This window comes from Mycobacterium sp. NPDC003449, assembly GCF_053588415.1.
This window is the reverse complement of sequence record NZ_JBSFPX010000102.1, coordinates 1-24,696: the sequence shown is the minus strand read 5'-3', so window position 1 is coordinate 24,696 and position 24,696 is coordinate 1. Positions and strand designations below refer to the sequence as shown.

The window sequence follows — 24,696 nt, the reverse complement described above, 5'->3', positions numbered from 1 at the left end:
GCTCCCGCTGGGCAGCACCGCCGAACTGCGTTCCGCCACACCGTTGGGCGATGTGTTCGTCGCGCTCAAACCGCCGGCACCCGCCGACCCCGGCACACCCCTGCTGAAACAGGGCGACACCATCCCGCTCGAGTCGACCGCCGCGGCGGCCACCGTGGAGTCGGTGTTGAGCTCGGCGGCGATCCTGGTCAACGGCGGTGCGGTGCGCAACTTCACCAACATCATCAACGGTCTCGGCAAGGCCACCGGAGATCAGGGCCAGGCGTTCGGCAACCTGATCGCCAAGACCAACCACACGCTCGGCACCCTGACGGCGCGGTCGGATCAGATTTCCACGGCGTTGACCGAGACCTCGCGCCTGGCCCGTCAACTCGACACCAAGAACGCCGCGGTCAGCGAGCTCATGGACGCGGCGGGCCCGGCGACCGAGACGTTGGCCGAGCACACCGGTCAGATCGCCGACCTGGTCCAGCAGGTCGGCGCCACCACCGAACAGTTGCGCAAGTTCCCCTCGATCGCGGGCACCGACACCAGCGGGCGCAGCGTGATCGCCGATGCCGACCGGGTGGCAGGTGCCTGGAACGATGTCGCGCTGGCACCCGACGCCACGCTGTACGCGCTGAACCGGCTGATGCCGCCGATAGTGAAAGCCACCTCGGGCAGCGCGATTTCGGTGCGGGCGAGCATCGACCGGTTGATCCTGGGGTCGATCCCGGATATCGGTTTCGGCGGTGACCCGGGGCTGCACGGGCCCAAGCGCTACAACTGGCACCAACTGGTCGGATCGCTGCAGTACACGCTGTTGCGGCTGCAGGAACGGGTGGTGGGCAAGGGGCCCGGTGTGCCGCAACTCCCGGTCGTACCGAGCCCGACCGAGCCGGGGCAGGTGGTCCCCGCGCCGGTGCCGGGGACGCCGCCCGCACCCCCGGCGGAGCCGCCGCGATGATTTCGGCACTGGCAGATTCCGTCGTCCGCGTCGTGCGGGCCGGCCACCGGCGCAAGTCGTGGTTGTCGGCGGGGGCCCTGGTGATGACCCTGGTACTGGGCATCGGCTATCTGCTGATCGGGGCACTGCGGGTCAACCCGTTCGAATCGGAATACCGCATCACCATCGAACTCCCGGAATCGGCTGGACTGCTGCCCAATCAGGATGTCACGCTGCGTGGGGTGCGGATCGGCAAGGTGCAGACCCTCGATATCACCCGGACCGGTGTCAAGGCCGTGGTGGGGGTGCGGTCCTCAGTAGCCATCCCCGAGTCGAGCGATGTGCGGGTCTCAGGACTGTCCGCGGCCGGTGAGCAGTACATCGATTTCACCGCGAGCTCGGACCAGGGGCCGTTTCTGCGTGACGGCAGTGTTATCCGGCAGGGCCGGGCCACGGTGCCGGTCAGCCTCGCCGATCTGCTCGCGCACGCCGATGGTGCCCTGGCACAGGTGGATCCGGCCAAGCTGGAGACCATTCGACGCGAGCTGAGCCTCAGCGACAAAGGACCGCGGAAGCTGGCCGACATCATCGACGGCGGCACCTTCCTGCTGTCGACGCTGGACTCGGTGCTGCCGGAGACGACGAGCGTGCTGCGGACCAGCCGGGTGGTTCTCACCCTGGCCGCGGACAAGAACGCCGGCATCTCGGTGGCCTCGGACAATCTCGCCGCGACCCTGGACGGTGTGAACCGGATGCGGGACGGCTATCGCCGGCTCACCGATCAGACGCCGGGTGCGCTCAACTCGGTGGACAACCTGTTCACCGACAACTCCGACACCATGGTCCAGTTGCTCGGAAGTCTGGCCGGCACATCGCAACTGCTGTATCTGCGGGTGCCCGCTCTGCATGCGCTGTTCCCCGATTACCGCACCTCGGTTCTGGACGCGCTGGGCAGCGTCATGCACGACAACGGGCTGTGGGCGACCGCCGACATCTATCCGCGCTACACCTGCGATTACGGGACCCCTCGGCGGCCGCCGTCCTCGGCGGACTATCCAGAGCCGTTCATGTACACCTACTGCCGCGACGACCATCCGGGTGTCCTGGTGCGCGGTGCGAAGAATGCGCCCCGCCCGGCCGGCGACGACACCGCCGGGCCGCCGCCCGGCGCGGACCTGGGCCGCACGACCGACCCCACGCCCAAGGGCCGCTACACGATTCCCACCCCCTACGGGGGGCCGACCCTGCCCATCGAGCCACCCCGGTGACTCGGTAGGCGCTGCAACGCGAAGGAGATGGCTGTGACAGTGACGACCGGGAAGCGATCCATCCGGAAGAAGAAGGCGACCGACGATGTGTTCGACGCGGTGACGGCCGACGCGGCCGCGGAGGAGACCGCCGTTGAGGAGACCGTCGTCGAGGACGAGGACGACACCGAGGACATAGCCGACGACGACACAGATGACGACGGCCCCGGAGACGGGACCGCGCCGGTCAAGAACGGGTGGCGGCGCCGGGCCGTGATCGGCGTCGTGGTCGCGGCTTTCGTGGCCCTGGCCGCGGGGGCGGGATTCCTCGGCTGGAAACTGTGGCAGAACGACCGGGTGGCGCAGGCCGGTCAGCAGGCCCGGGATGCGGCGGTCACTTACGCGCAGGTGCTCACGAGCATCGATTCGGACAAGGTCGACGAGAACTTCAACCAGGTTCTGGCCGGGGCGACCGGTGAGTTCAAGGACATGTACTCACAGTCGAGCGTGCAACTGCGCCAGCTGCTGATCGACAACAAGGCCTCGGCACACGGTGCCGTCGTCGAATCCGCGGTCCAGTCCGCGGCCGAGGACCGGGTCGTGGTGCTGCTGTTCGTCGACCAATCGGTCTCGAACACAAGCGTTCCCGATCCCCGTATCGACCGCAGCCGGATCAAGATGACGATGGAGAAGGTCGACGGTCAGTGGCGGGCGGCCAAAGTCGAGCTTCCCTAGGAGTCGGCGATGAAGTTGAGCACCCTGATCGGCGCGACCGTCCTGTTCGTCGCGGCCGTGCTGACCGCCCCCACGGCGGCGGCCTCGGCCGCATCCTTCTGCGATCAGCTGGCCGGGCAGTGGGACGGGCAGTGGCACGGGCAGTACTGCCATGCGTCGGTGCCGTCGCAACGTAATGCGGTCCGCGACATCAAGATGGCCGTTCCGGCCGAGCTGGTCGACGATCCCGTCGCCGGACCCGTCGTCCGTGACTACCTGACCACACTCTTCGGCAACTGGAAACAAGCGGGCCAGGGCATGGCCGCCGACAGCTTCGGCGAGAGCAACTATCAGGTGTTCCGCCGGGGCGCCACGATGTCGGCGGTATTCCACGAGACCTACCACGCCGACGGGCCGGACTTCAACAACGCCTACCGCACCTTCACCTTCGACACAAGCGCCGGCAGGCAGCTGCAGTTGTCGGATCTGACCAGGCCCGGCGTCGACCCGCTCACCGCGATTCCCCCGCTGGCCCAACCGTTCATCCAAACCGCACTCGATCAGGCACCGCCGGGACACCAACCCGGCAGCTATCCGTTCGTGCCGGACCGCTGGACGCCGGACAAGGTGTTCTCGGGCGGCTACAAGGCGTGGGCGCTCACCCCCGACGCGCTTGTGCTGTATATGCCCGATTACCCGGTCGGGCACGACACCCCGGTCGACTACACACCCGCGGCCATGCAGTGGTCGATGGACGGCGGCACCGTGCAGGCCCACATTCCGCTGGGCGCGCTCGCGCCGATCCTGCGGCCCGAGTACGGCGGAGCCTGAGCCCACTCAGCTGATCAGTGGCGTGGTGCGCCGCATCGACAGGGCGCCGATGACGGCCGCGACCAGGCAGGCCACGGCGACCGCCCCGGCGAACCACGGGAAGACCGCAGCCAGGTCCCAGCGGGTGGCCGCCCAGCCGGCGAGCAGCGTGGGAACCGCCATCGCGGTGTAGGCCAGCACGTAGAACGCGGACATGGTCTCGCCGCGCTGATCCGAGGGCACCACGTGTGAAAGGTGGCGCAGCGCACCGCCGAACCCCAGCCCGAAGGTGGCGCCGAGCAGTGCGGCGGAGCCGAACACCAGCGGCCAGGAGTGGGTGACCAGCACCTGCACCGTGAGCAGCAGCGTCACCGCCATGCCGATATCACCGAGGATCGCCGCGCGGTGGGCGGGCACCCGGGTGGCCGCCAGTTGCGCCATCGCGGCCGAGAACGCCGTGATACCGACGACCCCGCCGCCGAACAGCAGGTTGTCGATGTGGGTCTGGTGGGCCGCCAGTGACGGGTAGAGCGAGAGCAACACCCCGAGCACCGACCAGGAGGCCATCACGCTCAGTGCGGCGAACCAGAAGTCGGCCCGGATCTCATGGGCGACGGCGGGTCTCGATATCCGGACCGGCCCCGGCGACCGCGCGGTGTGGGTTTCGCGCAACGCCACCACACCGACGCCGACGATGACGCAGACCACCGCGACGACGGCGTAGGGGGTGCGCAGCGGGTGCGGGGCGTACTGGGCGAGCACCGCCGAGCCCACGATCGCGACGGTCATTCCGACGTTGAAGCTGACCCCGCTGAGTTGACCGGACCGGACGCCGTGGTGGGGCCGCAGGTCGAGCAGGGCGGCCGCGCAGACCACCACGATGGAGCCGACGGCTGCTCCGTGGATCACCCGGGCCACCAGCAGCAGGGCCATGTCATCGGCGAGCAGGAAGACTCCGAGCCCGACGATCATCGCGGCCAGCGCGCCCAACAGCACGGGTTTGCGGCCGACGACGTCGGAGAGACGACCGGACACCAGCACGGCGGCAAGCGCGGCGACGGCGTAGACGGCGAACACGATCGTGGTGGACAGCGGGCTCAGGTGCCACGCCGTCTCGTAGATGCCGTACAGCGGGGCGGGCAGGCCCGAGACACCGAGGGCGACGCCGCTGAGAACGAGCAGCAGCGGGTAGGCCCAGCGCTGCGTGTCGGCATTCGTCGCGATCGGCGCCATCGGCACTCCTCGTGGAGTAGGTTTGATGTTCATCGAACCCGGCCGAGCCTACGCGGGGTTCGATGAACATCAAACTGATTTACGCCGTGATGGAGGGCACATGACCGACGTCGATGTCGCGGTCGGGGCGATGCACCAGGTGCTGGCCGCCCTGCAGGACCCGGTTCGCCTCGAGATGGTGCGGCGCCTGCACAATGCCGGGCGCGCCGTGCAGTGTGCGGCGCTCTACGACGGCATCAACAAGTCGACGGCCACCCACCATTTCCGCTTCCTGCGCGAGGCCGGGCTGACCGAGCGCAGCGTCGTCGACGGCCTGACCTATCAGTCCCTGCGGTCAGAGCTCGTCGACGCCGCCATTCCCGGCCTGCTGGATTCGGTGGTGGCGCGGGCGAACCGGGAAGCGGTCAGCGGTAGTTGACGAACTGCAGCGCCACCTCGAGGTCGGCGCCGCGCAGCAGCGCCTGAACGGCCTGCAGATCGTCGCGCTTCTTGGAGCTGACCCGGATCTCCTCGCCCTGGATCTGCGCCTTGACGCCCTTGGGGCCGTCGTCGCGGATGAGCTTGGTGATCTTCTTGGCCTGCTCGCTGCTGATGCCCTGCTTGATGTCGCCGGTCACCTTGTAGGTCTTGCCGCTGGGCTGGGGGTCGCCGGCGTCGAACGCCTTCATCGAGATGTCGCGGCGCACCAGTTTCTCCTTGAAGACGTCGACGGCGGCCTTGACGCGTTCCTCGGTGCTGGAGGTGAGCTCGATCGCCTCCTCGCCCTTCCAGGTGATCGTGGTGTCGGTGCCGCGGAAGTCGAACCGGGTGGACAGCTCCTTGGCGGCCTGGTTGAGCGCATTGTCGACCTCCTGACGGTCGACCTTGCTGACGACATCGAAGCTGGAATCCGCCATCGGATGCCTCTCCTCTCCGCACCGCGGTGCAGCCGGTTTGTAACTTGGGTACATCCTCGTTGTACCCTGCTAGTCGCACCAAACCGGAAACGGGGCGGCGCGACACCAAGGCAGATTGCCCGAGCGGCCAATGGGAGCGGACTGTAAATCCGTCGGCTTACGCCTACCCAGGTTCGAATCCTGGATCTGCCACCCGCCATCAGGCCCCCTTTCGAGGGGGCCTGAGTGGTTTGTGGGGTCGATGATCACCGCCGTTCCCGCGCCCGCGGCGCCGGGCCATGGCATGCGGCCACCGGCACTTCATCGCGGCCGCGCGGCCGCCAGCTCCACCGCAACGTGCAGAGCGCCGGTGGCACCCGAGTCCCCGACCACCGGACGACCCAGCAGCGCCTCGATTCGGGCCAACCGCTGATACAGGGTCTGGCGGTGGATGTTGAGCGCCTCGGCGGCGGCCACCCGCGATCCGGTGCGAAACAGTGCCGAGAGCGTGGTGATCAACTCCGTGGAGCGTTCAGTGCTCAGCAGTGGACCCAACACCGAATCCAGGAACCGGTCCACCGCCTCGGAATCCACCTCGGAGATCAGATGATTGGCCGCCACCTCACTGGCTCGCACGACGTAGTTGGATTCGGTGGCCAGGTCGGCCGCGGTGGCCGCGGCCGACATGACGGTGGCCAGCTCAGCCAGGTCGCGGCGCGGTTCGGACACCCCGATCCGCAACTCCCGCGGCAGCGCTGAGGAATTGAGCTGGTCGACCAGGATGTCGACCACCTCACCGGGTTTCAGCCGGCCGTCGAAGCGCACGATGGACCGGTGCCGCCCGGCGCGGATCTCCGACAGCACCGGCCGGTCATCACGATGCAGCACCGCCGACAGCTCGGCGACCTGCAGCGGCCCGTCGGCACTGACACCCGCCACGCCCACATACCAACCGTCAGGGGCCAACCCGAGCTGATCGGCCGAGCGACGCAGGGCCGCCGCGGAATCGGTACGCACGGTACGCGGTTTGGTGGGGTCCTCGGTCAGGGCCAGCAGCCGGAACACCTCGCGGACATGTTGATCCGAGCGGGTCAGCGGCCGCCAGCGCAGTAGCGCCAACGCCAGTGGTTCGGGTGCCCGCCGGCAAATCGCGATGATCATCTGCAGATCGACGCCAGCCCCTGGCAGCACTTCCAGGGTGGCGATGGTGACGCCTGCCGAGTCGATCGGGGCTACGTGGGCATAGCTGCGGGGGCGCGCCCCTGGCACTTCCGACGAGGCCAGCACGGCCCCGGAGACCGAGCGGACGATGATCGAGCAGCCGCCGAGCCGGCTCAACCCCACCAGCATCTCGTCCAGATCGCCCTGGGCGGCGAGCACCCCGGCCAGCAGATGGGTGACCTCATCGTTGAAGTGCAGCGCCCGCACCGACTCGTTGACCAGCCGGCTGTTGATGGCCTGGGTGATCTCGACGAACCGCACCACTTCGACGAGCTCGATCAGCGGGAAATCGCGGACCTGGGCCTGCTCGGCCAGCACCGCCGCCACCGCCCCGGCCCGGGAACGCTCGACGGCCAGTCCCGCGACCCCGGCGTCGGCCAGCGAATCGATGTAGGCCCGCAGCTGCGCGGGGCTCGAGTCGCCCAGGATCGCCCCGGCGACCAACAACAGTTCGCCACCGCTGAGCAGTTCGGCGATGTCGAGCACCTCGCTGGTGTGTACCCAGCGGATGGCGGCGTCGAGATGGTTCCAGCCGGCCAGCACCTGGGGCCGGGCCGCGGCCAGGGCGGGGTCATCGAGGACATCTCGCAGCGTCAACGCGGTCTGTGGCAGGGTCATCGCACATCAATGTCCCAAATGTAGGCTATTAGCTCAAAATCATAGACAGTATGTACATATACGCCTGCGATCTGCGACCCGAGAATGAACACCACGCGGCGTCGCGTGCCCGCCGCCCACCGGAACCAGGGGAAATCGCCATGGCCACTGCCGACACCGCGACCGATACCGGGCCGGCGTCCTCGCCCGCCGGGTATGGCGACGTCGAGTCCGAGCTCGCCGTCATCCCCGAAAGCCGCAGGACCACCGACCTGGGTGGGCAGTTCTGGATCTGGGCGGGCGCCAATATCGCCCCGATCAACTGGATACTGGGCGCTCTCGGCGTCAGCATGGGCCTCGGTCTGATCGAGACGATCGCCGTGCTGGCGGTGGGCAATGCGATCGGCATGTCACTGTTCGGGTTGTTCGTGGTGATCGGGCAACGCACCGGGGTCACAGGCATGGTGCTGTCGCGCGCGGTGTTCGGTCGTCGCGGCGCCTATGTGCCGGCGACCGTGCAGGCCCTGGTCTGTATGGGCTGGTGCGCCATCAACACCTGGATCGTGCTGGATCTGGTGATGGCGCTGCTGGGCCGCATCGGGATCGTCGACCCCGAGCTGGCCAACCGCGGTGCCCGCATCGTGGTCGCCGGCCTCATCATGGTCGCCCAGGTGGTGATCGCCTTGTTCGGGTACCGGGTCATCTCGGCCTTCGAACGCTGGACCGTGCCCCCGACCGTGGTGATCCTGATCGCGATGACCGCGATGGCCTGGCTCGGTCTCGACGTGGACTGGGGATACGCCGGCGACGTGGCGCTGAGCCCCACCGAGCACCTCGCCGCGATCACCGGTGTGATGACCGCAATCGGAATCGGTTGGGGGATCACCTGGTTCGGGTACGCCGCGGACTACTCGCGGTTCGTGTCCACCAACGTCCCGGCCCGCAAGCTGTTCCTGGCCAGCGCCATGGGCCAGTTCGTCCCGGTGGTGTGGCTGGGTGCACTGGGGGCCACCCTGGCCACCCTGAGCTCCTCGATGGACCCGGGCGAGATAATCGTGGACGCCTATGGTGCACTTGCGATCCCGGTGCTGCTGCTGGTCGTGCATGGCCCGCTGGCCACCAACATCCTCAACATCTACACCTGCACCGTCTCGACCCAGGCGCTCGACATCCGGGTCGACCGCCGGATCCTGAACGTGGTGATCGGCGTGGTCGCCATGGTGGCGGTGGTGTTCTTCGTCCTCAACGGTGATTTCGCGGCCACCATCGACAGTTGGCTGGTCGGCATCGTCGGCTGGGTGGCACCGTGGGCCGCAGTGATGCTGGTGCACTGGTTCGTGGTGGCCCGCCAGAATGTCGACACCGCAGCGCTTTTCGCCCCGCCCAGCACCTCGACGCTTCCGATGGTGCGCCCGACGGCACTGCTGTCCCTGGTCATCGGCATCGCGTTCACCTGGACGTTCATGTACGGCGTGCTGCCGCTGTTGCAGGGACCGGCGGCCACCGCCCTCGGCGGCATCGACCTGTCCTGGCTGGCCGGTGGCCTCGCCGCGGGTATCAGCTACCTGGTGCTCGAAGCCGTGCGAGGAAAGGTGCGCGCATGACCTGCTATCTGATCGAAGGGGCCGCCGTGCTCACCATGGACGGGGTGTCCGGGGCCACCCCGGTCACCCGCTCGATCCGAGTGCGTGACGGTGAGATCGTGGACGTCGCACCGACTCTCGACCGGCAACCGGAGGACCTGGTGCTGTCCGGCCGGGACCGGCTGGTGGTGCCCGGGTACGTCAACGCCCATACCCACTCCTGGGAGGCACTGTTCCGGGCCAGGCTGGACAACCTGCCGCTGGAACACTGGATGCTGCTGTCCTATCCGGTGCTGGGTCTGGCGCCGCTGTCCCCGGACCTGATCCGGCTGCGCTCGCAGTTGGTGGCCATCGAATCGCTGCGCAACGGCGTCACCACGTTGGTCGACGATGTGTTGGAGATCCCGGGGCAGACCGCCGATCAACTCGCCGCGGTGTTCGAGTCATACCGCGACATCGGGATTCGGGCAAACATCTCCGGGCACGTGGTGGACAAACCATTCGTCGACACCTTCCCGTTCCTGGCCGACACGCTCGACCCCGAGCACGCCAGTGCACTCGACGCGCTGGCCGTCGTCGACACCGACGAATACCTCTCCTACGCCGCGGAATCGGCGGACCGCTATGCCGACTACGCCGGTGGCCGGCTGCGGTTCATGGTGGGGCCCTCGGCGCCGCAGCGCTGCACGCCGGAACTGCTTATCGGAGTGGATGCGCTGGCCCGCAGGCACGACCTGGAGTTTCACGTCCACGTGCTGGAAACCCGGACCCAGGCCATCACCGCCACCGAGTTCTACGGCAAGACCATGGTCGAGTACCTGCACGCGCTCGGGGTGCTCGGCGAGCACGTAACCATGGCGCACGGGATCTGGCTCACCGACTCCGATATCGAGGTCCTGGCAGATACCGGAGCCTCGGTGTCGCACAACCCGATCTCCAATCTCAAACTGGGCTCCGGGATCGCCCCGTGGCGCAAATACCTCGATGCCAGGGTCAATCTCGGCATCGGCACCGACGGCATGTCCAGCAGCGACAACGCGCGGATGTCGGAGGCGGTCAAGGCGGCCGCTCTGCTGCACAAGGTGACCGGGCCGGACTACCGAAGTTGGCCCACTGCCGCCGAGGTGCTCACCGCGGGCACCCTCGGCGGTGCCCGATCCGCCCGATTGGGAAACAAGGTCGGCAGCATCGAGATCGGCAAACGGGCGGATCTGGTTGTCTACAACATGAATTCGTTGGCTTTCACCCCACGCAACAACCCCGAGCTGCACCTGGTGTACTCCGAGAATGGGTCCTCGATCGACACCGTGATGGTCGACGGGCAGATCGTGCTGGCCGACGGGAAGATCACCACGATCGACGAGCGTGCGGTGCTCGATGAGCTTCAGGCTCGCGGGCCTGAACTGCGGCAGTGGCAGGGCGAGCTGGAGCGGCTCAACCGGGCCCTGTTGCCCGCCTTCGACCGGCAGTATGCCAAGGGTATGGGGCAACCGGCGGCGGCCGAGCGGTTCAGTGGCCGCGGCGAATACTGGGTCAACTGAGAACCCTGCGGTGAATGCCGGCCCTGTCGGCGATCCCCGCCTACGTCGTAGGTGTCGGTTTGCGCCCGGAGCACGCGCCCGCGTACGCGCACCGCGCCGACCGGCCCGGGCTCGCATCCTGAACTTCGGGGCCTGCACCGATGTGGTAATGCGCTGTAGGGTGCGTAGCTGCAACAGAACACCGCGCTCTGGGTCACGACCGGGGCGTCGACAAAGCCAACCATTTCGGAAGGAACCATGTTCAAGAAAGTTGCATTCGGATTCATCGCTGCAGCGGCGCTCAGCCTGCCGCTGGCCCCCATGGCAGCCGCAGAAGACGGCGACGAGGAAGCGCCCAATCCACTGTCGGCTGACGGGCTGTGCGGCTGTGACGTGCCGACGCTGTCGGTGGGTGGGTTGACCGGCAAGGAACAGGAATTCAAGGACAGCCCCCCGCTGTCGGCCAAGGGGATCGCGGACCGCATCAAGGTCGTCTTCGGTGACGGCCGTAACGGTGGCGAGGCCACCGGTGCCGAGGACGCCAGTGCCGAGGACGCGGGCTGACCGCGGCCGCATCAGCAGCTCGACCTACAAAGGCCTCTGATAGCTCAGGGGCCTTTGTTATGGCAAAGTTCGATCGGTGCGCGCCGGACGGCCGGAGTGTTGTTTCATTCTGGTCCGGTTATTGTGGCGAACCGAAGAGTCGGCGGATCGGTCAGGGACATGGCGATTTTGAGGAATGTCTCATGATCTTGTGGAAACTCTATGCCTCCGCTTCTCGGCGCGCGGGCCGAGAAGCGCTGTGTCAGCATGAGCTGTGCGGAAATCGAAAACCGGCGGTCTGATCGGTGCGGTGGCAGCGGCGACCTCCGTGATGTCTGGCGTCGCGATGCCGTCGGCCGCGGCCGCGCCCTGTCCGGATGCCGAGGTGATCTTCGCCCGCGGCACCACCGAACTCCCCGGTGTCGGCCCCACGGGTGAGGCGTTCGTCGATTCGCTGCGGACCCAGCTCGCAGGTAAATCGGTGAACGTGTATCCCGTCGACTACCCGGCTACCACCGATTTCCCCACCGCGGTCCAGGGCATCGCCGACGCCCGCGCCCGCATCGTCGCGACCGCCGCCAATTGTCCCGACACCAAGATGGTGCTCGGCGGGTTCTCCCAGGGGGCCGCGGTGATGGGCTTCGTCACCGCGGGTGCGATTCCCGACGGTGTCTCGCCGGCCGACGTGCCCGCACCGATGCCGCCCGAGCTGGCCGACCATGTGGCGGCCGTCGCGCTGTTCGGGAAACCGTCGCAACGGTTCATGAAGGTGCTCAACGACCCGCCGGTGGTCGTCGGACCGAGCTACACGTCCAAGGCCATCGACCTGTGTGTCGACAACGATCTGGTGTGTGACCCGAAGGGCCGCAGCTTCGCCGCCCACAATCAGTACTCCGACGCCGGTCTGGTGACGAAAGGGGCGACGTTCGCGGCGCAGAAACTGCAGGCCGGCTGGGCCGCCGAGGCGGCCGCGCCCGAGACGCCGGGTTCGCCGGCACCACAGACACCCGCACCGCAGGCGCCCTCGCCGCTGTCCGCGCCGGTCACCGGCCCGGCCACGGCGCAGCACATGGGCCCGGCCCCGGTCGCCACGCCGGCTCCTGCGCCCGTCCCGGTCCCGACCGGCCCGCCCCCCGGCCCGCAGACGCCGCAGCCGGTCGGCCCCCTGGCCTGACCGGCCGGGCCGTCAGCTCGCGGGCTCGCTACGGGCTTTCGGGCAATGTGGTCACCGGTGAGCCGCCACCGCTGGAATCGTCACCCCAGCCGCCGCCACCGGACGAATCGTCGCCCGACGATGAGCCGCCGCCCGACGACTGCTCCGGGATCGTGTATGTCGGCTCCTCGACCGGCGCCGTGTACGTCGGCTCTTCCACGGGCGCTGTGTACGTGGGCTCCTCGACGGGGGCGGTGTAGGTCGGTTCCGATGTGGGCACCGTCGAGGTGCGCGTCGGGGCCGTCGTCGCGGTCGTGGTCGGGACGGTCGTCGTCGGGACGGTCGTGGTCGGCACCGTGGTGGTGGTCGGCGGAGTGGTCGTCGTGGTCGGTGTCGTCGTAGTTGGTGTTGTGGTGGTCGGTGTCGTGGTGCTGGGCGTGGTGGTCGGTGTCGTCGTGGTGAACGTCGGCGGTGTCCAGGTGGGCAACGTCGGCACCACGATGATCGGCGGCACCGGAACCGGCGGAATCACGACCGGCGGTGCAGGCGCAGGCGCAGGAGCGGGCGGAGCCACCGGTGGCGGGGCCGGCTCAACCGGCGGTGCTGCGGGTGGCCGGTTGACCGGCTGGTTGCCGATGTCCTGGCGGACCGGGGGCGCGGCGGGTGCCGGGGTCAGCACCGAGACCGGCAGTGCCACCGGATCCGGCTCGTGCGGCACCGGCGGAAGGTAGCGGCCCGGCACGGTGTCGGCCTGGGTGGCCGTCACCGGCTGCGCGCTCACATCCGCGGCGGGCCGCACATTGACCGCGATCGTCACGGCCAGCGTCGCGAAGCTGATCACCAGGAACGTCATGGCACTGCCCATCAGCACCATGCGCGGCGGGGGCGGTCCGATCACCGTCGTGTGATCGGCCTGCTCCTCCTGCTCGGGGACGAACTCGCCGAGCGGATCCATCGGCATCTCGTCGTAGTCCGACCACGGCTCATCCCCGGGGTCCTGCGAGTACGCCAGGTCCGGGCCCACCGCCGCGGCATCACCGCGCGCCGGTGCCATCTGGGTTGCCTCGGCGGCCGGTGCCAGCTGGGTGGATTCGGATGCCGGTGCCAGCTGCGTGGCGTCGGATGCGGGCGCCATCTGGGTGGCGTCGAGCGCGGGAGCCATCTGCGTCGCCGCACCGGCCGGGGCGAAACCCGACCCGTCGACCGTCTGCGCCGCACCCCGCGCGATCGCGTAGCCGGCGTCCGGCGGTACCACGACCGGTGTCATCGAACGAAGTTCTGCCGCAACCGAATCAAGGTCGAGCCGTTGCCCCACCAGCATCACCCGGGTCGGGGCCTCGCCGGCAGACACCTGCCGCAACACCGAGGCGCACGCCGCGGCCGCACCCGCGGATCCGATCGGTGCGGACCCCAGGATCGCGGTCGCCTGCTCGTCCTCGCCGACCGCCGTCAGCGATACCGTGTCATCGTCGGCCAGCAGCAGCGCCGCATCGGCGCCCGCGCTGCGAGCCAGGGCGGCGGCGGCCTCGGCTTCGGCCACCACCTCGACGTTGGTCACCCCGGCATCGGTCACGGTCCGGCGCAGCGTGTCGGCCTCGGGCGTGTCGGGCAGGCACAGCCGGGTCGCGGCGATCCGATTGCCCGATTCCGCGACCGCACGGTAGGTGCCGACAATAGTGTCGGCCAGCTCGGTCATCGCATCGTCGGGCAGATCGAGCGCGTACTGGTCGAGCACCTCGCCGCCGCTCGCGGGTGCGCCGATCATCGCCAGGCGCGCGACCCTCCCGGTGACCGCCACCCCGAGGACTACGTCCACGGTTCCACTCCTTGCCTTACGCATTGTGTTGCGCGCTCCGACGGCTTCCCCCACCGTGCTGCGACCGCCGTTTCGGCGCGCCGAGCGCTGCGTTTTCGACCACTCAAAGCTACCGCACAGCCTCGGCGGTCCCGTTTCGGTCGAGGCCGCGCCGGGCCCGACGGCGCTTGTGCGGGCGGCCGAAAGTGAGCACGCTGGTTGAATCGTCTTACGACGTCATTCATAGAAAGGAATCGGTACGTGAGCGACCAGCGTTACGACGCACCCGCCACCGCGCAGGCGGCGACCGTGGCCACCGTGGCGCGGTCCCCGCGTGTCGGCTACGTACCCGTCCGGACCAACCGGATGCGCGACGGGCTCGCGGTCGTGCTGCTCGTGGCGGCGCTGCTGTTGCCGTGGAACCTCGAATTCGGTGTGGGTGTCCCGGGCAGCGACGGATCGCTGTTCGGTGGGCTGGCCGTCGTCACGCTGCTCGCCATCCTCGCCGCGCTGGCGCCCCACCTGGGCCCGTTCCGGCTGGCCGGTACCGATCCCGACGTCCGGCGCACCAGCCGGGTCCGGCTGCTGTTGTGCATCGCCTACCTGGTGGTGGTCCTCGGCAGCGTCGCCTACCACGCGGTGCAGACCGTCCGCACCGGCGGGACCGGGGCCGTGCCGCCCGGCGTCGGCCCGGGCATGCTGCTCGGCGTCGCGGGCGCGCTGCTCGCGGCCCAGCCACCGATCACCTCGATCACCGTCGAGGACAACAAGTTCCGTCGCTGGTACACCGTGGTGCGGGTGATCGGCTTCGGGTCGATCGCACTGGCGACGCTGTCGGTGGCGTTCAACTTCTACTGGCGGCTGCGGTACCTGTTCGTCACCGAGATGCGTTTCGGCGACCACGACATCGCGGTGATCGTCAGCACCCTGCTGTACGGGGCGGTGGCGATGATCGCGTTGGTGATCGCGTCGCGCTGGCTCACCGAGAAGACCGCCGCGGCCCGGTTGGCGACCACCGGCCTCGGCGCGTCGGGTGCGCTCGCGGCCACGCTGGTGTGGATCATGGCGATCGGCCGGGACATCGACGCCTTCCACGGCATCGCCGAGAACACGTCGACCGCGGCCGTGGGCTACGAGGGCTACCTGGCCTGGGCGGCCGCCGCCGCGATCGTCGCGCCGACGACGCTCTACGCCGTCTTCCTGATCAAACCGCCCACCATCGGCGCCTACCGCGGCGCCGCGCAGAAGTGCCTGACGCTGATCGCCTTCTGGGCGTTTGCGGCGGCCGGGCTTCGCATCGTCGACTTCCTGATCGCGCAGTCGCTCAACCTGCCGCGTGCGCTCTACGACAGCGTGGCGATGACGGCGTTCAACCTCATCACCGGGTTCATCACGCTGTGGCTGCACCGCCAGCTCGGCAAGGGCGTGGTGTCCACGATCGTCACCGCGGCGTTCAGCGGGGTGGTGTTCGTCTTCACCGTCGCCGATCTGGCGATCGGGGTGGCCCTGGCTCCTCGCTATGCCGCCCCGACGCCCGATGCGATCTACGGCAACAACCTGGCCCAGCAGATCACCAGCACCTTCGACGTCGCGGTGTGCGTGCTGAGCCTGGTCGTGCTGGCCGCGATGCTGTTCACCGGTCCACTGGCCGGTGTGCTGGTCCGCCGCGGGTCTCGCGCCGCCAAGCCCGCTGCAGCTGCGACGGCCGCGGCGCCGGCGCCTGCCGCGGAACCATCGGCCCCGCCGACCATCGCCCGTCGGCCGCAGGCGGCGCCATCGCCCACACCGGTGCCGGGAATCGTTCGGCTCAAGGACGATTCGACGACCGTGCTCGAGGTCCCGTCCACCACACAGCTCGAGGCGCCGACGTCCACGCTGCGGATCCAGCGCCGCGAACGGTAAGTCGCCGGTTCGGTCCGCGTTCGTAACGCTGTGGCGGAAAATCGGCTCAAACATCGCCACAGCGTTACGCACGTGAGCGATGGGCCGGCCGCCCCCGTTCCGTCAGCGCGGGGGAATCGTGATCCCGAGTAGGGCGAGCCCATCCTTGATGCGCTTGTCGGCCCCGCGCATGTCACGGTCCATCCGCGTCATCTCCGCCAAACCGCTGGTCGGGGACAGCTTGACGCACTGGTCGGCCATGCTGCGGTAGCCGTCGATGCCGTCCTCCAGCGCGGTGTTGACGTTGACGTCCGGCCCGGGCAACACCGTGCGCTCCATACTGTTGAGGTAGGTCCGCAGGTCCTCACACGCCTTGTGCATCGCGGGGTAGTCGGTGGCGATCAACGCGTCGGCGACCGGGCCCAGCGTGGTGCCGAGTCGCGACACCGCGTTGACCACGGCGCCACGCCACTCATCGGTCACCGGAGCCGCCACCGGTTTGCCAGTGACCGCGCACCCGGTGAGTAACGCTGCCACGGCCAGCCCGGCGATCGTGTACCTCATGGATGTCCAGCCTATGGGGCGCCGACTAAAGCCTTCACGCGAGTAAGCGGCGTCACAGCGGTAGCCTCGATTACTAATGTCAGGCAAATCGAGGGGAGTGGGATGAACCTCGTCCTCGGCCTCGGGATGACGTCGAGAGCGGTCCGCTGGGTCCTCGTCGAGGGGACGACCGGTGAGGGCAACCCGGTCGACCGCGGCGCGATCGCCGTCGACGACGTCGCCACCTACGACCCTGACGGGCTGCTGCGCGGCCTGGCCGACGACACCGAGGCGAGCGGGCAGAACCGGCTGCACGCCATCGGGGTGACCTGGACCAGCGATGCCGCGCCCCTCGCCAGCCACGTCCTGCAAGCCCTTGAACTGCGCGGTTACGGCAACGTCGTATGCGTCTCGGAGGTCGAGGCCGGCGGCATCCTGGCTACCGGCATCGCCGAGATCGCCGAGCTCGAGCACGCCGCGGTGTGCATCATCGAACCCGATGCGGCGGTGCTGGCCACCGTGACCCCCGACGCGCTGAGCACCGAGCGGATCGAACGGTCACCGCTCGACACCACCGGGCACGCGCTGACCACCGACATCATGGCGAATCTGGCGCCCACCGCCGGCCGGGCCGAGGCGGTTTTCGTCCTCGGCTCCGACGCGTCGGAGCCGATCGTGTCGGCGCTCGCCGATGCCTCGTACGCACCGGTCATCACCGCGGCCGAGGCTGATCTGGCCTTCGCCCGTGGGGCGGCGATGGCCGCGGCGCTGGCGGTCAACACCCACGACGGGCAGGCCACCCCGGATAAGGCGCCGCGCCTGACCAAGGTCGGCGCGCTGACCTCGGTGCTGGCCGCCGCGGTGGTGACGCTCGTCGTCGCGACGTCGGCGGCGGTGGGTGTGCAGCTGCACCCCGGGGTGTTCTCCCAGCCCCGTGAGGTCGCCAAGGTCACCGAATCGGCCCCCGAGGCCGACCCGCCGTCGGTGAAGAAGGCGGTGTCGCCCAAGCCGCGCCCGCCCGCCGCGCCACCGGCCGGCGACGTGCCCACTCCCGAGGCCGTGCCGGAGGCTCCGGCCCGCGAGATCCCCGAGGCTCCGGCCCCCGAGGCGCCTGAGGCTCCCGCCCCGGTGGCCGAGGTGGCCACCGCCCCCGAGCCGCCCGCCTACGTCCCACCGGAGCCCGACGTGCCCGCCGCGCCGGCCCCCGAGCCGGCCTATGTGCCACCCCCGCCGGCTTACGTGCCGCCGCCCGTGGTCCCGCCGCCGGCGACCTACCCGCAGCCCCGGCTGCGGGACCGGATCATCGAACGGATCCCGATCATCAACCGGTTCCACGAGCCCAAGCCCTTTGGCTGACCGGGCCGCTGCGGAGCCTCAGCGGGCGAGCCGGTCCTGTTCGGCGCGCACCATCTCGTCCTGATGCGGCGGCGCGCCGTCGGTGTGTGCTGCGAGCCGGCGGATCGGCTCGTCGATCGTGCCCCTGGCCAACAGCCGGTGCACCCGCACGGTGTGCAACTCGCTGGTGCGCTGGGTACGTCCGATCATCTGGCGCTCGGCCCTCGGCTGCCACTGCGGCTCGGCGACGACGATCACCGCGGGCGCGTTCAGCCGGCGCAGGTCGAGCGGGCCCGCGCCGATCTGGGCCAGCAGCGTGGCCGGGCCGCGGGTGGTGGCGAACGCGTCGACGACGGCCTGACGGTCCGGCACCGATTCGTCGACCGGGCCGAAAACATTGCCAGGCAGCGCTTTCCGGATGACGTCGAGGACCGCGCCGAAATGTGAGAGCACCACAACGCGGGCTCCGTTGATGTGCGCCTCGCTGGTGAGCTCGATCAGCCGGTCCAATTTGGCGGCCGGGGCGGGGGAGCCCGACGGCCACGCCCCCTGCCGGATCGCGGTGAAGTTCCCGCTGCCGACCGCCCGTCGGTAGCGTTCACGGTCGGCGCTGCGCAACCGCACCCACTCCTCGGTCGAGATGCGCAGCGGCAGTTCGTCGATCACATCGCGGTGATCGCGGCGCAGGTACACCCGGTCCACCGAACGGCGGAAAGCGACCGAACCCTGTCTGCCCGCATTCGGCGCGACCTTCCCGGCGATCTCGGGCTGCAGGAAGTCGACCAGGTGACGGAAACCCTCGATCCGGTTGTGCATCGGGATCCCGGACAGGAACACGATGCGGTTGTCGGTGGAGAGCACATTGCGCACGGCACGGGCCCGGTCGGATTTGGGGTCGCGCAGCAGGTGTGCCTCGTCCACGATCACCAGGCCGGGGCGTTCGGGCAGGGTGATCCGCTGCAGCATGGTGAAGGTGACGATGGCCAAGCCGCCCTTGTCTTTCCACTCGGCGAGTCGCGCCTCGCGCCGGCTGCCGCGGATCTCGACCGGCGTGAGCGCGGTATGCCTGGTGGTTTCGTTGACCCAGTGGATGCTGGTGTCGGGCGGGCAGACCACCAGGATGTGACGCATCTTGTCGACCGCGGCCAGGTGCGCGGCCACGGCCAGGGCTTGAATGGTCTTGCCGAGCCCCAATTCATCGCAGAGCAGAACCCGTTGCCGCGACAGGATGTAGCTCGCGCCGAAGAGCTGGTAGCCGCGCAACTCGGTGCGCAGCAGGGACCGGTCCAGCCCGGCCTGTTCGGCGCCGGCCGCGACGCCGGCTCCGACGAACCCCTGGGCCGCGTCCACATCGGTTGTCCCGGAGGCGAATTCACCGAGCAGTTGGTCGACGGCGGCGGCGTCGCGACGGTAGGCGATCCAGGCGTCGGGTTCGGGCCTGCGGGCGTCCTCGACCCGGTCGATGAGTTCGGCCACCTTGTTCATCACCGGGTCGGGGCCGTCGGCGGCGTCGTCGGTGCGGGCCCGCAGCCGGGGCAGCAGCCGGCGCAGCTGTTTGGCCGGGGTGTCGGTGCGGGTCAGCACCACCAGATTGGCCACCAGCGCGGTGTCGCGCTCGGACTCGCGGTCCGGCCGCGGCCGGGTGCTCGAGCGGATCTGGTCGGCCTTGGCCTGAGCCGCGGCCTGCACGGCCTGTGCGGTCTCGATGTCGACTCCGGGCACCTGGGTGAGGATGCGCGCGGGCACCGAGCGGACTTCGGCAACGGTGTGGTACTGCGAGTTCATCAGGGCGCTGATCCGGGTGCCGCGGGCCAGGTAGGGGCGCAGGCTGTTCAGCGGCGCGGCCTGCAGGGCCCGGTCGACCAGGGCATCGGTGTTGGCGCGGATGTCCCCGGCGACCTCAGCACGGAGTTTGCCGAGGTCGGCGAGCAGGCCGTCGGCTCGGCGCAGGAGGTCGGCGCGATCCATGACTGTCGATCATCTCACCTCGTGGTGGTCGCGGTGGCGCCGAATCCACACCCCAACCCGCTGGTCGGGAACCGTCACGTGTCAATCCGGGGTTTGCCGGAGCCGATCGAGCACCGCGAGCACCAACACATGGGTGGCGTCGACGAGCTGGGCCTTGGGCCGTTTGCGGTGCTCCAGCAGCCACTGGGTGGCGACCGTCGTGACCGCGCCGATGATGCCTTCGGCGATGATGTGCAGCTGCGGTTTGGGCAGCGTGCTCGCGCCGAACGATCCGGCGGCGAGCGCCTCGACCGTGTGGGCGAACCGGGTGGTCTGGGTGGCGTAGGCCGCATCGATGGCCAGGCTCACCCCGAGGATCTCCAGCAGGGTGATCCTGGCCCGCCGCGGGTCGGCGTCGATCGCGCCGAAGTAGCCGGTCAGGGCCGCGCGCAGCTGGTCGTGGAGGGTGTCGGGGGCGTCGGCCACCGAGGACACCATGGCGTCGTGGATATCGTCGGAGCAGCGCTGGAAGCAGGCCAGCAGCAGCGTCTCGCGGTCGGGGAAGGATTCGTAGAAGTAGCGCTTGGACAGCCCGGCCCTGGCGCAGATGTGGTCGACGGTGGCGGTGCGGTAGCCGACCGTGCCGAACACGTCCACCGCGGCGTCGATGAGCTGGGTGCGGCGCTGCCGGGTCCGCTGCAGCGGGGTCGCGCCCTTGTAGGTCCGCACCGGTGTCGCCATCACCAGATCTTGACACAGAGCGGTTCCCGATAGAAAACTAGAACTACATCGTTCCTGTTCGCGTTTGTAACGCTGTGGCGGAGAATCGCGCTGGAAATCGCCACAGCGTCACGAACGCGGCGGGCAGGCAAGCCAGAAGGTTCAGATCATCTCGTTCTTGGTGAGCCAGCGCATCACCGGCCAGCCGATGAACACCGGCAGCCAGCAGGTCAGCACCCGGTACAGCAGCACCGCGGGCACGCCGATCGCGGCGGGCACCCCGAAGGCGGCCAGGCCACCGATCAGGGCGGCCTCGACGGCGCCGACCCCGCCGGGGGTGGGGGCGGCCGAGGCCAGGGTGCCGCCGATCATCGTGACGACCGTGACGGTGACGAATGAGGTGTCGCCGCCGAATGCCTCGACGCTGGCCCACAACGCCAGCGCGGCACCGAGAGTCGTGCCCGCGGCGCCCAGCACGATCAACGCCAGCCGCTGGGGTTCGCGGGCGAGTTTGATCAGGTCGTCGGTGACCTCTTTGAGCTTGGGCCGGACCGCGGTGGCCAGCCAGCGGCGCAGATTCGGCACCGCCAGGAACAAGCCGACCAGGCCGAGCGCCACACCCGCGATGAGGTAGAGGATCGTGGCGCTCGGCACGAAATGCGACAGGTCCGCCGACGCTCCCGCCATTGTGGTGAAGAAGACCAGCAGGATGACGTGCACGATCACCTGCACCGACTGCTGCAGCGCCACGGCCGCGGTGGCCCGCATGGTGTTCAGCCCGCCCTTCTGCAGGAACCGGGTGCTCAGCGCGAGCCCGCCGACCCCGGCCGGCGTGGTGGTGGCGGCAAAGGTGTTGGCAATCTGCATGATCGACAGATTGCGGAAGCTGACCAGGCCGTCGGCGCACGCCCAGAGCGCGGCAGCGGCACCGACATAGGTCAGGCCCGACACCGTCAGCCCGAGCAGGGCCCACCACCAGTTCGCGTTGCGCAGCTCGGAGAAGAACGTCGGCACGGTGCTGATGAACGGATAGGCCACGTACACCAGGGCGACCAGCAGTACCAGCTGGATCACCTGGGTGCGGGTGAACCGGGTGATGGTCTCGGCCTGGATCTGATCGGCGCCGGTCTGGTGCATGACCTCGTCGCGGGCCCGTGACATCACCTCCTTGGCGTCGGGCAGGCAGTCCCGGACCCGGCCGGGCACAGCCGATTTGGTGACCCGGCGGGATGCGGTCAGCACGGTGTCGCGGCCGAAGGTCTGGATCGCGGCGGCCACCGCGGACTTCGGGTCGTAGAGCGCGGTCGTGGTGACCAGCAGCTGGGCGATATCGGACTGCAGCTGGGCGTCGGTGGCGCCGTACTCGGCGCTGCCGAATCCGCCGAACAGCACCGCGCCGTCCTCGACGGTGATCTCCTTGGCCCGCAGGTCACCGTGTGAGATCTGGTGATCGTGCAGGGTCCGCAACGCATTCCAGACCCGCCCCACGGTGGTGTCGTCGGTGCTGCGTTCCAGCGGGGTGCCGCGTTTGGGATTGTGCGCGTACAGCGTCCAGCCGCGGTCGAGGGCGGCCACCGACATCGTCGACGTGCTGGCCAGGCCGAGGTCGCCGATGGCGATGGCCATCAGGGCGCGGTGCTCGACGGCGCGGCGCATCGAGGTCTGCAGCGGCGCGGTCTCGTTGGCGCGTAACCGGAATTTGCGCCACAGCTGGCGCACCGCGCCGCCGCTGCGCTGATTGGGCCCGTACAACTCGACGACGGCGGTGGCGTCGGGATCGTGCGATGCGGCGTCGAGCAGCAGCGGACCGGTCCCGGCCGGCCGGACCACGGTGAACGCCGACACCTGGAATCCGCGCCGGGCCAGGGACCGCACCGCGCCGTCCAGCGGCACCTCGAGGGCGGGCGTGCCGACCACCCACACGACCAGGGCGCCGACGAACCAGCCGACCGCGAGGCCGAGCAGGGAGCGGGCCGGCACCACCGCGCTGACCACCAGATGGATCGGCACGAACGCCAGCAGCAGCGTCCACCACCAGCGGCGCAGCCGCCGCGACAGCCACGGCCCGCACACCGTGAGGACCGCGGCCAGCATGCCGATCCAGCGGGGGTCGTCGAGGAACTGCGACAGCTGGCTGTCGAGCCGCTCGTCGAGGTCGAAATGCCAGCGCGGTGCGGCGATGCCGTTGGCGGTGATCGACAGCGACAGGATCGCCAGGACGCCGGCGGCCGCGTAGGCGCCGAGCAGTTTCCACTGCCGGGACAGGATCAGACTGACCAGGATCACGAACGGCAACGCCAGGATCGCCACGCCGTAGGCCAGGTACACCAGGTTGGACTGGGTGGGGGTGAGCACGCCGACGATCTCGGAGATCGACTTCTCCAGCGCGACCCATTCGTAGCGGGTGATGAGCGAGCTGGTGATGACGGTAGCCAGGACGACGGTCGCGACCGCCAGGCGCAGGATGTCGTTGGTGCGCCGGGTCAGCGGTTGCAGCAGCTTGCCGCTGACCGCGATGTCCCGTCCGTCGACGCGCATGTTCCCCCTTTCCGGCTCGCGACCCAAGGTAACGGGGCGGATGCGCGTTACCGGTCATTGACCGCGGTCTGGGCTGTCACGAAACCACATCGGTCTCACCAGTCACTCTGCGCGTCAATTTTTGCGGGGGCAGACCTCAGAGCGCCTCGTCGCCGGGCGCAGGGGCCGCGATGCCGCAGGCCGCGGCGAACCGGACCGGGTCGAGGCCGTCCGCGGAGTTCATATCGCAGTTGCCGAACGGCGGCGCGCCCTGCGGCAACCCTGGGCTGTAACCGCCGCCGTCGGTGTACTGGTGGGCCACCTTGCCCGGGTAGTCGGGGTTGCTGCCGTAGGCGGCGACGATGAGCCTGATCCCGGCGGGCTTGGTGCGCCACATCCCGTTCAGGTCGCCGACGTTGCCGTAGCCGATGATGCGGGCGCCGGCGCCGGTGTACTCGGCGAGGTTCCCGTACAGCCGGTTGATCCAATCCGATCCGTCGCCGCGCGGATTGCCGCCCTGCTCGACGTCGAGCATCAGCGCGATGCGCGGGTGCAGGCCGCCGGTGCCGTCGATCATCGAGCGCACCGTGTCGGCGTTGGCCTGCCAGTTGGGCCGGCAATAGGTGTAGACAATGCCGAACACCAGCTTGTCGTTGTCGAGGGCCCGGCGCATCCAGGTGTAGTTGGCGGCGAAATTGCGGTCCCGGTAGGTGCCGTCGCTGACCCGGATCGACAGCACCCGGTGCGGGTAGCTGTCGTCGACCGGGCGCTGCCACTCCGAGACGTCGGCGAACAGGGTGTTGGTGACGACGGCGGCGCTGCGCACCACCCGCCGGGATCGGCGGGTGCTCGGGGTCTTGCGACGTTCGCGGGGCACACGTCCATTCTGCTCGCGGTGCGTTGCGGCCGCCGGTGGGTTCGGCCGCGGCGTTCCCCCGATCGGGGGACAAGGGTTTGGGCCGGTGGGTGGGCCGATCGGTCGATGGTTGGCGGCGGTGCTGCGCGGCATTCTTATCTCAACGCCGGAACACCCCGGCACCGAATCGAAAAGCCTTACCCGACAAAGGAGTCGACATGACCACCATCGCCCGCCGGATCGCCGCCGGTTTCGTCCTCGCCGCCGCCCCCGCGGTCATCTTCCTGGGTGCCGCCTCGGCGCACGCCGATTCCGCGGTCGCCAACAACGGCCCGTCGGTCAGCCACCACGAGGCCTTCCCCAATCAGCACAACTTCCCCCAGCCCGGAACCTCGGTGCATCACCACCACCAGCACAACCACGCCAAATAGAACAGGGGGAGGAAGCCCGGGCGCCGAATCGGCGCCCGGGCTTTTCATGCGGCCAGCGCGAGACGGTCCGCTAATGAGAGAGTTGGTGCTGTGAAGCGACATGTAGGAGCACGCCTCGAAGTCGACGTTGTCGAGCCCACGACGTTGGAGTTCCAAATCGCCGTCGCGCCACATCCGAATACTCAAGTGCTGGAATCACTTTCCTTCATTCTCAACGGAGAGCCGGTCCAACCTCTTGAGATCAGTGGGG

General features: G+C 69.1%; 21 protein-coding genes, 1 tRNA gene and 1 pseudogene. 14 read left to right on the top strand and 9 right to left on the bottom strand.

What is annotated here, in order from left to right:
* The 4 genes from ACWDTP_RS23305 to ACWDTP_RS23290 all read left to right on the top strand — a co-directional run.
* Nucleotides 1-946: MCE family protein (locus ACWDTP_RS23305; RefSeq protein ID WP_450024126.1), on the top strand; the 946-nt coding region annotated here is incomplete at its 5' end.
* Nucleotides 943-2,193 carry an MlaD family protein gene (locus tag ACWDTP_RS23300; RefSeq protein ID WP_450024124.1) on the top strand — a complete coding sequence of 417 codons (1,251 nt, stop codon included), beginning with the start codon at nt 943-945 and terminating at the stop codon, nt 2,191-2,193. The genes ACWDTP_RS23305 and ACWDTP_RS23300, both read left to right, overlap by 4 nt.
* Before the next feature lie 27 nt (nt 2,194-2,220).
* Complete coding sequence (locus ACWDTP_RS23295; RefSeq protein WP_450024122.1) at nt 2,221-2,907, top strand: DUF3329 domain-containing protein; 687 nt, start codon at nt 2,221-2,223, stop codon at nt 2,905-2,907.
* A gap of 9 nt (nt 2,908-2,916) precedes the next feature.
* Nucleotides 2,917-3,717 (top strand): RsiV family protein, encoded by an 801-nt coding sequence (locus ACWDTP_RS23290; RefSeq protein WP_450024120.1) that lies wholly within the window; start codon nt 2,917-2,919, stop codon nt 3,715-3,717.
* Between the two features lie 6 nt (nt 3,718-3,723).
* Here ACWDTP_RS23290 and ACWDTP_RS23285 read toward each other — a convergent pair whose 3' ends face one another.
* Nucleotides 3,724-4,929: an MFS transporter gene (locus tag ACWDTP_RS23285; RefSeq protein ID WP_450024118.1), complete on the bottom strand. Its 1,206-nt coding sequence runs from the start codon at nt 4,927-4,929 to the stop codon at nt 3,724-3,726.
* A gap of 100 nt (nt 4,930-5,029) precedes the next feature.
* Between ACWDTP_RS23285 and ACWDTP_RS23280 the strand changes: the two genes are divergently transcribed.
* Nucleotides 5,030-5,347 (top strand): ArsR/SmtB family transcription factor, encoded by a 318-nt coding sequence (locus ACWDTP_RS23280; RefSeq protein ID WP_450024116.1) that lies wholly within the window; start codon nt 5,030-5,032, stop codon nt 5,345-5,347.
* Here the strand turns inward: ACWDTP_RS23280 and ACWDTP_RS23275 are convergent.
* Nucleotides 5,334-5,825: a YajQ family cyclic di-GMP-binding protein gene (locus ACWDTP_RS23275; protein ID WP_450024114.1), complete on the bottom strand. Its 492-nt coding sequence runs from the start codon at nt 5,823-5,825 to the stop codon at nt 5,334-5,336. The two genes, ACWDTP_RS23280 and ACWDTP_RS23275, sit on opposite strands and share 14 nt — an antisense overlap.
* A 109-nt stretch (nt 5,826-5,934) precedes the next feature.
* On the opposite strand from ACWDTP_RS23275, the gene ACWDTP_RS23270 reads away from it, so the two are divergent.
* Nucleotides 5,935-6,017 (top strand) — tRNA-Tyr (locus tag ACWDTP_RS23270).
* 108 nt (nt 6,018-6,125) lie between these two features.
* On the opposite strand, the gene ACWDTP_RS23265 is transcribed toward ACWDTP_RS23270, so the two are convergent.
* On the bottom strand, nt 6,126-7,643 hold the full coding sequence (locus ACWDTP_RS23265) for a PucR family transcriptional regulator (protein WP_450024112.1): 1,518 nt from the start codon (nt 7,641-7,643) through the stop codon (nt 6,126-6,128).
* 140 nt (nt 7,644-7,783) lie between these two features.
* Here ACWDTP_RS23265 and ACWDTP_RS23260 point away from each other — a divergent pair, with 140 nt between their 5' ends.
* From ACWDTP_RS23260 to ACWDTP_RS23245, 4 genes are all read left to right on the top strand, one after another.
* On the top strand, nt 7,784-9,226 hold the full coding sequence (locus ACWDTP_RS23260) for a cytosine permease (protein WP_450024110.1): 1,443 nt from the start codon (nt 7,784-7,786) through the stop codon (nt 9,224-9,226).
* Nucleotides 9,223-10,746 (top strand): amidohydrolase family protein, encoded by a 1,524-nt coding sequence (locus ACWDTP_RS23255; protein WP_450024108.1) that lies wholly within the window; start codon nt 9,223-9,225, stop codon nt 10,744-10,746. The genes ACWDTP_RS23260 and ACWDTP_RS23255 overlap by 4 nt, the downstream gene beginning before the upstream one ends.
* A 237-nt stretch (nt 10,747-10,983) precedes the next feature.
* Nucleotides 10,984-11,289: a hypothetical protein gene (locus tag ACWDTP_RS23250; protein WP_450024106.1), complete on the top strand. Its 306-nt coding sequence runs from the start codon at nt 10,984-10,986 to the stop codon at nt 11,287-11,289.
* Between the two features lie 253 nt (nt 11,290-11,542).
* Complete coding sequence (locus ACWDTP_RS23245) at nt 11,543-12,442, top strand: cutinase family protein (protein ID WP_450024104.1); 900 nt, start codon at nt 11,543-11,545, stop codon at nt 12,440-12,442.
* Nucleotides 12,443-12,470: 28 nt separating this feature from the next.
* On the opposite strand, the gene ACWDTP_RS23240 is transcribed toward ACWDTP_RS23245, so the two are convergent.
* The gene (locus tag ACWDTP_RS23240) at nt 12,471-14,237 is read right to left on the bottom strand and encodes a hypothetical protein (RefSeq protein WP_450024102.1); all 1,767 of its coding nucleotides are present in this window, start codon (nt 14,235-14,237) and stop codon (nt 12,471-12,473) included.
* A 240-nt stretch (nt 14,238-14,477) separates the two neighbouring features.
* On the opposite strand from ACWDTP_RS23240, the gene ACWDTP_RS23235 reads away from it, so the two are divergent.
* Nucleotides 14,478-16,118, top strand: a complete 1,641-nt coding sequence (locus ACWDTP_RS23235) for a DUF7937 domain-containing protein (protein ID WP_450024100.1) — start codon at nt 14,478-14,480, stop codon at nt 16,116-16,118.
* A gap of 102 nt (nt 16,119-16,220) precedes the next feature.
* On the opposite strand, the gene ACWDTP_RS23230 is transcribed toward ACWDTP_RS23235, so the two are convergent.
* Nucleotides 16,221-16,661 (bottom strand): hypothetical protein, encoded by a 441-nt coding sequence (locus ACWDTP_RS23230; RefSeq protein ID WP_450024098.1) that lies wholly within the window; start codon nt 16,659-16,661, stop codon nt 16,221-16,223.
* A gap of 102 nt (nt 16,662-16,763) precedes the next feature.
* Here ACWDTP_RS23230 and ACWDTP_RS23225 point away from each other — a divergent pair, with 102 nt between their 5' ends.
* Nucleotides 16,764-17,996: a DUF7159 family protein gene (locus tag ACWDTP_RS23225; protein WP_450024096.1), complete on the top strand. Its 1,233-nt coding sequence runs from the start codon at nt 16,764-16,766 to the stop codon at nt 17,994-17,996.
* Between the two features lie 18 nt (nt 17,997-18,014).
* Here ACWDTP_RS23225 and ACWDTP_RS23220 read toward each other — a convergent pair whose 3' ends face one another.
* From ACWDTP_RS23220 to ACWDTP_RS23205, 4 genes are all read right to left on the bottom strand, one after another.
* Nucleotides 18,015-19,943, bottom strand: a complete 1,929-nt coding sequence (locus tag ACWDTP_RS23220) for an SNF2-related protein (RefSeq protein ID WP_450024094.1) — start codon at nt 19,941-19,943, stop codon at nt 18,015-18,017.
* Between the two features lie 81 nt (nt 19,944-20,024).
* The gene (locus ACWDTP_RS23215; protein ID WP_450024092.1) at nt 20,025-20,663 is read right to left on the bottom strand and encodes a TetR/AcrR family transcriptional regulator; all 639 of its coding nucleotides are present in this window, start codon (nt 20,661-20,663) and stop codon (nt 20,025-20,027) included.
* A 141-nt stretch (nt 20,664-20,804) separates the two neighbouring features.
* A complete protein-coding gene (locus tag ACWDTP_RS23210; RefSeq protein WP_450024090.1) occupies nt 20,805-23,180 on the bottom strand; it encodes a flippase-like domain-containing protein in 2,376 nt (791 codons plus the stop codon).
* 136 nt (nt 23,181-23,316) lie between these two features.
* Nucleotides 23,317-23,988, bottom strand: coding sequence for a hypothetical protein (locus ACWDTP_RS23205; protein ID WP_450024128.1), 672 nt, complete (start codon nt 23,986-23,988; stop codon nt 23,317-23,319).
* Between the two features lie 245 nt (nt 23,989-24,233).
* On the opposite strand from ACWDTP_RS23205, the gene ACWDTP_RS23200 reads away from it, so the two are divergent.
* The gene (locus ACWDTP_RS23200) at nt 24,234-24,446 is read left to right on the top strand and encodes a hypothetical protein (RefSeq protein WP_450024088.1); all 213 of its coding nucleotides are present in this window, start codon (nt 24,234-24,236) and stop codon (nt 24,444-24,446) included.
* Nucleotides 24,447-24,536: 90 nt separating this feature from the next.
* Nucleotides 24,537-24,696: pseudogene (locus tag ACWDTP_RS23195) on the top strand (transglutaminase); the annotation flags it as partial.

Bases quoted from the DNA above. Each gene is read 5' to 3' on its own strand.
- ACWDTP_RS23300 (WP_450024124.1), top strand. From the start codon at position 943: ATGATTTCGGCACTGGCAGATTCCGTCGTCCGCGTCGTGCGGGCCGGC.
- ACWDTP_RS23295 (WP_450024122.1), top strand. From the start codon at position 2,221: ATGGCTGTGACAGTGACGACCGGGAAGCGATCCATCCGGAAGAAGAAG.
- ACWDTP_RS23290 (WP_450024120.1), top strand. From the start codon at position 2,917: ATGAAGTTGAGCACCCTGATCGGCGCGACCGTCCTGTTCGTCGCGGCC.
- ACWDTP_RS23285 (WP_450024118.1), bottom strand. From the start codon at position 4,929: ATGGCGCCGATCGCGACGAATGCCGACACGCAGCGCTGGGCCTACCCG.
- ACWDTP_RS23280 (WP_450024116.1), top strand. From the start codon at position 5,030: ATGACCGACGTCGATGTCGCGGTCGGGGCGATGCACCAGGTGCTGGCC.
- ACWDTP_RS23275 (WP_450024114.1), bottom strand. From the start codon at position 5,825: ATGGCGGATTCCAGCTTCGATGTCGTCAGCAAGGTCGACCGTCAGGAG.
- ACWDTP_RS23265 (WP_450024112.1), bottom strand. From the start codon at position 7,643: ATGACCCTGCCACAGACCGCGTTGACGCTGCGAGATGTCCTCGATGAC.
- ACWDTP_RS23260 (WP_450024110.1), top strand. From the start codon at position 7,784: ATGGCCACTGCCGACACCGCGACCGATACCGGGCCGGCGTCCTCGCCC.
- ACWDTP_RS23255 (WP_450024108.1), top strand. From the start codon at position 9,223: ATGACCTGCTATCTGATCGAAGGGGCCGCCGTGCTCACCATGGACGGG.
- ACWDTP_RS23250 (WP_450024106.1), top strand. From the start codon at position 10,984: ATGTTCAAGAAAGTTGCATTCGGATTCATCGCTGCAGCGGCGCTCAGC.
- ACWDTP_RS23230 (WP_450024098.1), bottom strand. From the start codon at position 16,661: ATGAGGTACACGATCGCCGGGCTGGCCGTGGCAGCGTTACTCACCGGG.
- ACWDTP_RS23225 (WP_450024096.1), top strand. From the start codon at position 16,764: ATGAACCTCGTCCTCGGCCTCGGGATGACGTCGAGAGCGGTCCGCTGG.
- ACWDTP_RS23220 (WP_450024094.1), bottom strand. From the start codon at position 19,943: ATGGATCGCGCCGACCTCCTGCGCCGAGCCGACGGCCTGCTCGCCGAC.
- ACWDTP_RS23215 (WP_450024092.1), bottom strand. From the start codon at position 20,663: ATGGCGACACCGGTGCGGACCTACAAGGGCGCGACCCCGCTGCAGCGG.
- ACWDTP_RS23210 (WP_450024090.1), bottom strand. From the start codon at position 23,180: ATGCGCGTCGACGGACGGGACATCGCGGTCAGCGGCAAGCTGCTGCAA.
- ACWDTP_RS23200 (WP_450024088.1), top strand. From the start codon at position 24,234: ATGACCACCATCGCCCGCCGGATCGCCGCCGGTTTCGTCCTCGCCGCC.